Source organism: Oleiphilus sp. HI0080 (genome assembly GCF_001635135.1).
The window spans coordinates 1-9,685 of the sequence record NZ_LWFU01000352.1; the positions used below are offsets into that span (position 1 = coordinate 1).

The 9,685-nt window shown below is 47.6% G+C and carries 6 protein-coding genes and 1 riboswitch; of the genes, 4 read left to right on the plus strand and 2 right to left on the minus strand.

Features of this window, described 5'->3' with window-relative positions:
• The 4 genes from A3751_RS05090 to A3751_RS05105 form a co-directional block, all read left to right on the plus strand.
• A partial coding sequence (locus A3751_RS05090; RefSeq protein WP_231876842.1) for an ATP-binding cassette domain-containing protein occupies window positions 1–1,193 on the plus strand: 1,193 nt, incomplete at its 5' end.
• Window positions 1,190–2,521 carry an HlyD family type I secretion periplasmic adaptor subunit gene (locus A3751_RS05095; protein ID WP_068452988.1) on the plus strand — a complete coding sequence of 444 codons (1,332 nt, stop codon included), beginning with the start codon at window positions 1,190–1,192 and terminating at the stop codon, window positions 2,519–2,521. The genes A3751_RS05090 and A3751_RS05095, both read left to right, overlap by 4 nt.
• 123 nt (window positions 2,522–2,644) lie before the next feature.
• Window positions 2,645–2,776, plus strand: a riboswitch (TPP riboswitch).
• Window positions 2,777–2,831: 55 nt separating this feature from the next.
• Window positions 2,832–4,745 carry a phosphomethylpyrimidine synthase ThiC gene (thiC, locus tag A3751_RS05100; protein WP_068452991.1) on the plus strand — a complete coding sequence of 638 codons (1,914 nt, stop codon included), beginning with the start codon at window positions 2,832–2,834 and terminating at the stop codon, window positions 4,743–4,745.
• A 132-nt stretch (window positions 4,746–4,877) separates the two neighbouring features.
• On the plus strand, window positions 4,878–5,813 hold the full coding sequence (locus A3751_RS05105) for a LysR family transcriptional regulator (protein ID WP_068452994.1): 936 nt from the start codon (window positions 4,878–4,880) through the stop codon (window positions 5,811–5,813).
• Window positions 5,814–5,914: 101 nt separating this feature from the next.
• On the opposite strand, the gene A3751_RS05110 is transcribed toward A3751_RS05105, so the two are convergent.
• A complete protein-coding gene (locus A3751_RS05110) occupies window positions 5,915–6,748 on the minus strand; it encodes a MipA/OmpV family protein (RefSeq protein ID WP_068453001.1) in 834 nt (277 codons plus the stop codon).
• Between the two features lie 86 nt (window positions 6,749–6,834).
• On the minus strand, window positions 6,835–9,685 hold a 2,851-nt coding region (locus A3751_RS05115; protein WP_156492265.1), incomplete at its 5' end, for a response regulator.

Below are 9,685 nucleotides of genomic sequence, written 5' to 3' on the forward strand. Positions count from 1 at the left end.
TGTTCCGCCAATTTATCCAGGTCGCGATTCTTGCTATGGGCGAATATCTAACTATTCAAGATTTGAGTACCGCTGGCGTAATGATCGCAGCGTCGATTATCGCTGCGCGTGCTTTAGCGCCTGTAGAGCAAAGCATTCAAGGCTGGCGTAATCTAAGTAAAGCACGCGAGTCTTATTCGCGCCTTAAGGAGTTTATGGCCCCGTATGAAGCGAGTGGCAATGCAACGCAATTGCCCGAGCTACAAGGCCAGATAAGTTTGCAAAATGTGTTTGCCCATCCAGCACTGGATGCTAAGCCAGAACAGGGTGAGGAGCCGTTAATACGCAATGTCTCTTTTAACATTGCGCAAGGCACCATTCTAGGTATCGCTGGCCCATCAGGCTCGGGCAAATCAACGCTCGTACGGCTTATGGCGGGAGTCCTGCCAGCGATGCGCGGTAAAGTGCGCGTTGATGGAGCAGAGCTAACAGAAGAAGCACGCGATCAGTTTGCGCAGAAGGTTGGGTATCTACCTCAAGAAGTTGAATTATTCTCTGGCACAATAAAAGAAAACATCGCGCGGTTCACTGAAGCTGACGATGCCAGCATCGTAAAGGCTGCCCAGATGGCAGGTGCGCACGAGCTAATACTCTCACTTAAAGAGGGGTACGACACCAAGATCGGTGCCGGTGGTGTGAATTTATCCGGCGGCCAAAAACAGCGGGTCGGCTTGGCCCGTGCGCTTTTTGGAGAGCCGCGGATTGTTTATCTCGATGAGCCAAATTCTAATTTGGACGAGCCGGGCACGCTGGCGCTCACACGCGCAATTCAAATGCTTAAAGCAGGCGGTGCGACGGTTGTGCTGATCGCTCACCACCCTCGCTTGTTTATGTTGAGCGAGAACTTGTTGGTTCTTAATCAGGGTGTCATGGAGCGTTTCGGACCAACGAAAGAGGTGTTAGAGGCGCTTAAGCAAGCGACGGCTGCAACCAAAGGAACCGACACTTCGACGACAGCAAAGCCTCAGCGCAAAACCAAAGAGAAGCCTGACTACAATCAAATTAATCGCCCAATAAGCTCGCTTAAGTCAGCTCTATCAGTAAGCAGCAACGTAAAAGCCGGCGGAAACAGTCCGGATGCCTTGGCAGACGATCAGGTAGAGGGCCTGGTCAAAGATCAGTTGGATGAAAAAGAAAGTGGTGAAAACAAATGAAGATAATCCCAGCGCCACCCGTCAAATACGATCTTAACAAACTTAACCTCGTTGGCTTTGCGACGCTTTTATTTGGACTAGGCGGTTTCCTGTTGTGGGCGGTGCTCACACCACTTAATAGCGCTGTGGTCGCACAAGGTTCCATTCAGGTACTAAGCCAGAACAAGCAAATTCAGCATCTCGAAGGTGGAATTGTAGAGCAGATTTTTGTTCAAGAGAACCAAGAAGTGCAGGCCGGCGACGTGCTGTTGCGCTTGGATCAGACATTCGCCGGGGCGGAGCATCAACGGCAATTGATGCAAAGTTACGAGCTCGAAATTCGCGAGGCCATACTTTTGGCCAAAAGAGACATGGAGCAGTCAGTTAATTTGCCCAATATTTCGGATGAGCGTTTGCCCGAAGGCTGGTTAGCAGATCAAAGCGCAACAGCTGAACGCTTGTATGGCTTGGCATTAAATAACCTAGAAAGTGAAATCGCCATTGCTGATAAGCGCCTATCGCAACTCAAACAGCAAAGCCTAGGTTTAGAGCGTGAACGTCAGGCAAAAGTCGCGCAACTTGGGTTCATGGAAGATGAGATCGAATCTTGGAAAGGCATGGTTGAAAAGAAGCTTGCCAACAAACTGCGTTTTTTAGAGATTCAAAGCGAGGCAGCTGAACTTAGAGGCATTATTGCTAAAACCGAAGCACAACAGGCAGAGGTTCAGGTAAAAATCGGAGAAGTGGAGTTAGAACGGCTGCAAGCGCAGCAGCGTTTCCAGGAACAAGCAGCAACAGAGTTGCGCGATATACAGTTTAGCTTGAAAGATATACGCGAGCAGTTGGCTACCTCTGCAAATATTTTAAGGCGCGTAGATATAAGGGCGCCTGTTGATGGCACTGTAACTGGTTTGAAGGTTCAGACGCTTGGCGCGGTAGTGAGGCCGGGGGATTTGATCATGGAGGTCGTACCGGTTCGAGAAACGCTTATTGTTGAATCACGTATTTCTCCGACTGACGTAGACAAGGTTTACAAAGGAATGAATGCGCGGGTTCGGCTATCGTCTTTCAAGCAGCATGAGATGCCAGAGCTTGAAGGGTTGGTTGAGTCTATTTCGGCCGATGTGTTTGAGGATGAGCGAGCGCAAACACAGTATTATGTTGCTCGAATAGAGCTTCATGGCTTTATTGGAAATGACCATGAACAGCTAGATAGTAAAGGAGGCTTACAAACAATTCAGCCAGGGATGCCGACAGAAGTAATGATCATTACGGGCAACTCGACCCCAGCGCAGTATTTGATGGAGCCACTGCTGAACTCGTTTAACAGAGCGTGGCGCGATTCATAATTTGGATTGTCCTTGTCCTTGTCCTTGTCCTTGTCCTTGTCATTGTCGTTTTCAGTTTATCGGAGCTTCGGCTCCGTTTTTCGTTTTGGTAATTGCGTTCTTAGTTATGCAGGCATACACTCTATCAATCTGTCGGGGAGCTTTTGGTCGTATAAAAGCTGAGACTGCCAGCCTATCGAGCTATTAGTGCAAAAGGCAGGACCCGTTGAACCTGATATGGTTAATACCAGCGTAGGGAACAGTGTGCTTGCTTCGATTTCTACCTCTCGTAATTCGCCCGCACTGTACTCTACCTCAACACGGAGTGCGCATGAGCGAACAATCACAAAGCCCGGCCAAAGCGGCAAAAATCACCGACGCAAACATCAGTAAAACCGCAAAAGTAGACGAGCTTTCGACTACGCCTTTTCCTGCTTCTACAAAGATCTATGTCAAAGGCAGTCGTGACGATATTCAGGTTGCGATGCGTGAAATAGCGTTGACGCCAACTAAGTTGCAGGACGGTACGGAAGAGCCAAATGCGCCTGTTCGTGTTTACGATACCTCTGGCCCTTATACCGACCCGAATAAAGAAATTGATGTACGGCTTGGATTAAGTCCCTTAAGAGAAAAGTGGATTCTTGAGCGTAATGATACAGAGTTACTTGAAGGCTTTAGCTCTGAGTATGCAAATGTTCGTGATCAAAACCTGACGCTAGAAGGCCTCCGCTTTGAATACAAGCGTCAGCCGCGCAAGGCAAAAGCAGGCCAAAATGTCTCGCAAATGCACTACGCGCGTAAAGGGATTATTACACCAGAAATGGAATACATTGCGATTCGTGAAAACCTCGCTTTACAAGAGCATGAGCTAGACCAGGCCATTGCACAGCAACATCCGGGACAAAGCTTTGGCGCATCGATTCCAAAGATTATTACACCTGAATTTGTTCGAGATGAAGTCGCACGCGGCCGGGCGGTAATTCCAAACAACATTAACCACCCTGAAACAGAGCCAATGATTATTGGTCGTAACTTTCGTACAAAAGTGAACGCGAATATTGGCAACTCAGCGGTGACATCATCCATTCAGGAAGAGGTCGAGAAAACAGTTTGGTCGACTCGATGGGGCGCAGATACCGTAATGGATTTGAGCACCGGCGAGAACATCCATGAAACGCGTGAGTGGATTATTCGTAATTCGTCAGTACCGATTGGTACAGTGCCAATTTACCAAGCGTTAGAAAAATGCGGCGGAATTGCTGAAGACCTTACGTGGGAGCTTTATCGCGATACGCTGATTGAGCAGGCAGAGCAGGGCGTTGATTACTTCACGATCCACGCTGGCGTGTTGCTGCGTTACGTGCCAATGACGGCAAAGCGTGTGACAGGGATTGTGAGTCGAGGAGGTTCCATCATGGCTAAGTGGTGCCTTGCGCATCATAAAGAGAACTTCCTTTATACGCATTTCGAAGAGATCTGCGAGATCATGAAGGCCTACGATGTGTGCTTCTCTCTGGGTGACGGTTTACGGCCAGGTTCGATTGCGGATGCGAATGATGAGGCACAGTTTTCTGAGCTACGCACGCTGGGTGAGTTAACCAAGATTGCATGGAAGCACGACGTGCAAACCTTCATTGAGGGCCCCGGGCATGTGCCTATGCACATGATTAAAGAAAACATGGAAGAGCAACTTGAGCATTGTGGAGAGGCCCCGTTCTATACACTTGGGCCACTGACTACTGATATTGCACCGGGCTATGACCACTTTACATCCGGTATTGGTGCAGCACTCATTGGTTGGTACGGTTGCGCTATGCTGTGTTACGTGACACCAAAAGAGCATTTGGGTTTGCCGAATAAAGATGACGTGAAACAAGGATTGATCACTTATAAGATCGCGGCACATGCGGCTGATTTAGCCAAGGGGCATCCAGGGGCGCAGATTCATGACAACGCCATGAGTAAAGCGCGTTTTGAATTCCGTTGGGAGGATCAGTTTAATTTGGCGATTGACCCAGACACGGCTCGAGCGTATCACGATGAAACGCTACCAAAAGACTCTGCCAAGGTCGCGCATTTTTGCTCCATGTGTGGTCCTAAGTTTTGTTCGATGAAAATCTCACAAGATGTTAGAGATTACGCCGATGAGCAAGAAGCCAAGGCACTTGAGCAAGCCAAGCAGGGCATGGACGAAATGTCGGACAAGTTTAAGCAGGAAGGAAGCGAAATTTACCACGAAGTTTGAATCTATATGACGTGATATCTGGAGGTCAGATTCAGGCCTAGTCTGGCCTCCAGTGACTTTTTGCCCCATAGCTACTATCTATTTTTTTACGACGAGGTATACTTTCCGCGAATAGTATTTCAAAGGTTTATTATGGATATAGCGCGGATTGATCTGAACTTATTAGTTCATCTGGATGTCCTTTTGCGAGAGCAAAACGTGACGAAAGCAGCCAATCACCTTGGCATCACTCAGCCAGCAATGAGCAACGGGTTAAAAAGGCTTCGTAACTTATTTAATGACCCTCTTCTCGTTAGAACCAGTGATGGTATGGCACCAACAGAGCTTGCGTTAACACTGAAGCCTCAGGTCCGCGAGATCCTATCTAAAGTCGAACGCGTCGTTCAGCCTGAACGCAGTTTTGACCTTCAATCTGAACGCGTGTTTCGTATTATGGCAAGCGACTATGCCGAGTCGACGCTTATTCCTGAAGTGCTAAGTGAAGTTCGTCGTCAGGCGCCGCTTGTTACCCTTGATGTCCTGACTCCGAGCGATGTGTCTTTTGAAGATGTAGAGCAGGGTAGAGTTGACATGGCGATCAATCGCTTTGATACGCTACCCCAGTCATTCCATTCTAAAACGATCTGGGGTGACAGTTTCTCTTGCTTGATGTCACCCGAAAATCCGGTGCTCGAGAACTTTGATCTTGATGCTTACAAAGGCGCGTCTCATATATGGGTCAGCAAGACGGGATTTGGTGTAGGTGTTGGGATAAACCCGCAGGACGTGCAACGCTTGGGCTGGGTTGACGAAGCTTTAAATAAAATTGGCGGTAAGCGCAATATTCGCGTGTTCACGCGTCATTATCAGGTGGCGATGTTGTTAGCTCAGCAACCAGATCTGATTGCGACACTACCAACGCGAGCGGCAAATCTAAAAAGTGAGAGTGCTAAACTAGTCGTGAAAACGCCCCCGTTTGAAATTCCGGATTTTGAACTGAAAATGGCTTGGAGCCCTTTACTTCAGCACAATGCAGGCCACAAATGGTTGAGGGGCGTAATCGCGGAAGTATCCGAAAAGATGCGTTAGTTTCTTTTGATGATCTAACTAAAAAACGAAGGGTTGCCCTTCGTTTTTTAGTTTAAGCAGTGATAACTTTCAAAAGCACTATCGAAAGCACTATCAAAATCCTAGAGCCGGTACTCAACACCGAGACGAAACGTATAACGCGCAGTGTCTTCGACTAATGAAGAGTTATTTACCTCACCGAGAACTTCTTCCCAAGCGGCATATGCAACGCCAATTAAATTGGGCGTGTAGGCCTTTTTGATCCATATGTCGACACCCAAATGACCACTATTAGCTCCTTCAAACAGAGGGCGAAATTCGGCAAATTCAACTTCGTCGATATCCGGCCTGCCGTTGGCTTGCACGATTGCTAGACCTCGGTCGTTATCTGCGCCCGATATGCCGTAGTAGTAGTCATTAAATGCGGAGCTATAGTAATGAACAAAGATGCTGGGCGTGATGCTTAGTCTGTTCGGGTTTCCGCTAGGGCGAGCGAGTCTTAGGGTGTTGTGCATGCCACCATGCTTTCCGGAGAAATCTTTGTAATATTCCCACGTGATATCTCCAACTGGAGAGAAATAAGTGTATAGAAAGCCTGCTTCTACTGCTTTATCCCGGTTTTCTATGCCGACGTAGATATCTTTACTCTCTTCGCTAATGTCGTTTACGTCTAAATAAAAATCGTTTTGAGATGCAATCAGCGCGACCTCAATATTCTCACCTCGATAACCGGTCCATCCAACGACTTTGTCTTTAATAAAAAAGTCACCGAAGCTCGCATCTATAAGAGGGTAGGGCTCGACATAACCATCTTGGCCGTAATAAATGCCCGAATGGTAGGTTGCTCCGAGACCAAAAGAATTAGACTGTTCGGCAAGGGCGCTCGGAATGACAAAAGCAGATAGAGAACAAAGTAAGAGAAAAGTTCGCAAGCATTGGACAGTGGCAAGCTTCATCAATGATCCATCATAGTTCGTACAAAGCGCAATATTCTATCGTTAGTAGTCGTGAATAAATGCGAACCTGATTGCGCTTTTTAGGATCAGGAAGCTTTAAGCGCCGTATATTCACGAAGCAAAAGAAATAGTTGCTCACTTTCCTGTTGTAGTTGTGGGAGTATGGATGAAAAGCGGTCTGAACGGCCCTCCTTAGCATCTGTTTCAAGCTGTTGCGCGAGCTTGCTTACCTGCGCAGCGCTGATGTTGAGACTTGCACCTTTGATTGTATGCGCCAAGTACGAGATCTGCTCCATATCTTTATCTTCCACTGCGTTTGAAAGCTGCTCTACATGCGGTGGAGTGTCTGCAAGGTATGCGTCGATGACGCGACAAAGCAAATCCTCGCGTCCAATGGTGCGCTCCAGTGCAGCCGCTTTATCCCATACCTCTGTCGGCACTGCTTTCTCATTGCTATTACTCATATCGCTTCGCTCTTCTTTGCTTTGCGTGGGCTTTGTTTCTCGTTGAGTGTCTTCGGTTTTCTCTATATCAACAGGGTGGTGAGATAGTGATTTATCTTTCGATGCTTCATCTTCTCGATTCTCTCCAGCCTCATTGGCCCAATAGGCAACTTTTTGCTCTAAAATCTGTGTGTCTATTGGCTTGCTGATGTAGTCAGACATCCCGGCATCAAGACATTTCTCTCGATCACCTGCGATTGCGTTTGCTGTCATGGCAATGATTGGGATATTTTGATTAGAGGTTCCACATTCTCCATTACGGATGTGCCTCGTTGCCTCATACCCATCCATTTCTGGCATTTGGCAATCCATGAACACCAAATGATAAGGCGCATCCTTTTTTAACGTTTCAATGGCTTCCTTGCCATGATTTGCCACTTTAACATCAAGCCCAAGGTCTTCGAGCAATGTAACAGCCAATACTTGGTTGATAGGATTATCTTCGACCAGTAAGGCATGCAGACCTTTGTAGTTCTTTGGGATGTCTGAAGGTTCTTCTTGTTTCGGGTCGGCTTCGCTTCTGTTCGAGCTTAAAGTTAAGAGTGCGTCGCGCAGCTCGTTAGGCGTGACGGGCTTAGGGAAATAACCATCCACCGGCATGGTGCTTAGATCTGTCCCATTTTGTAGGTCTGAAAGGCGAGTAAGTAGGCATAACTTGATCGCCGGGTTGCATGAGTGCTCTCTGATTTCAGCGCTAAACTCATTTGCATCTAGCGCCGGTATCCCAGCGCTTATTAACACGATATCAAAGTGTTTAGAGCGAATTTCAGATAAGAGTGAGTCTGGCTCGCAGAATTGCGATGATTCAACCCCCCATTTGCCGAGCTGTCGCTTTACGCTTTCGAGGCAAGGTGCCGTCGCATCAAGGTGAGCAACCGAAATCTCTGAAAATTCGCTATGCTCGGCCGCTTTTGGCTGGCTCTTCGCAAGCTCAGCGGCGAACTTGAAGGTAAACTCACTCCCCCTCCCAATCTCACTGGTAACAGTTATATCGCCGTCCAATAATTCGGCGAGCTGTTTACAGATCGTTAGCCCCAAACCGGTTCCGCCAAATTTACGGGTTGTAGATGCGTCAACTTGGGAGAAGGCATCAAAAATCACATTAACTCGATCTTTGGGGATGCCAACGCCGGTGTCTTTTATTGTTATTTCACAGATACATTTGCCATCTTCATTCACGCTTGTTGTGGCTGAAATAAGCACATGGCCATGATTGGTAAACTTAATCGCGTTACCAATAAGGTTATTGAGTATCTGGCGGGTTCTGCCCGGGTCACCAACTATGCCACGATCAGAGACATCGGAGATGTCGAGCACAATCTCTAGCTGCTTGTCTTCGGCAACGCAGGCAACGCTGCTTGCAATATCGGCAACCAAATTTCCGATATCAAAGCCTACCTGCTCCAAAGAGAGCTTGCCTGCTTCGATCTTGGAAAAATCGAGTATGTCATTGATCAAGACGAGTAATGCATCGGCGCTCGATTTGGCTAACCGCACATGTTGGTCTTGCTCTTTATTTAGTGTTGTCGATTCAAGCAGCCCGAGCATGCCCAAAATGCCGTTCATTGGCGTGCGAATCTCATGACTCATACTAGCTAAAAACTCGGCTTTTAATTTGGCAGAGTCCTCCGCTTTTATTCGTGCTTGCTCTAAGTATTGCTGTGTTCGCTCTTGATCTGTGATGTCTGATTGTAATCCCAAAAAGTGTGTTACCTCGCCATCAAGGTCGCGAATCGGGGTGAGCGATAAACGGTTGTAAAACTCAGAACCATCCTTCCGGTAGTTAAGGATTGTGGTGGTCACGGGCCTGAGTTCTCTGAGTGCTTTAGAGATCTTTTCAACCTCTTTCGGGTCAGTGTTTTCGCCTTGAAGGAACTTGCAGCTGGTATCTTTTACTTCGTCGAATGTATAGCCGGTCTGATGCTCGAAGGCGCGATTGACATAAGAAATTGGAAAGCCTTGTTCGGTCGCGTTTGCAATAATAATGGGTGTTTGTGCTTCATCAATGGCTTGGTTCTTAAGTGAGAGTTCTTGCTGGAGTTCGATGACCTCGGTTAGGTCTACTCCGGTCAACACAATGCCGATGATGTTATCGTCTGTATCTGTATAAAGCGTCCGCATCCAACTGACGTGTCGAATGTGATTGTCGCCTTGATTATGGTGCTTCATGATTGTCGGAGAATTGCTAGCTCGTGGCACCACAAAGTCGTCTGGAAAGATATTCTCGCGGCTTGCCTCAGGGCTAGTGCCGGACTCAAAACAGAGCGAGGCGAAGGCTGTGTTTGCCATTACTAGTTCGCCTTGAAGATCGTACACGACGAGCATCTCGCCAAGCGAATCTATAACACCTTCTACTCGCTCTTTTACAAAAGTGGTAGCGAGCAACTCTTCCATTACCGAGTTAAAGGTCTGCCTTAATTCAAAAATTTCTCGA

Coding starts and splice junctions, on each gene's coding strand:
- A3751_RS05095 (WP_068452988.1), top strand. CDS start 1,190: ATGAAGATAATCCCAGCGCCACCCGTCAAATACGATCTTAACAAACTT.
- thiC (WP_068452991.1), top strand. CDS start 2,832: ATGAGCGAACAATCACAAAGCCCGGCCAAAGCGGCAAAAATCACCGAC.
- A3751_RS05105 (WP_068452994.1), top strand. CDS start 4,878: ATGGATATAGCGCGGATTGATCTGAACTTATTAGTTCATCTGGATGTC.
- A3751_RS05110 (WP_068453001.1), bottom strand. CDS start 6,748: ATGAAGCTTGCCACTGTCCAATGCTTGCGAACTTTTCTCTTACTTTGT.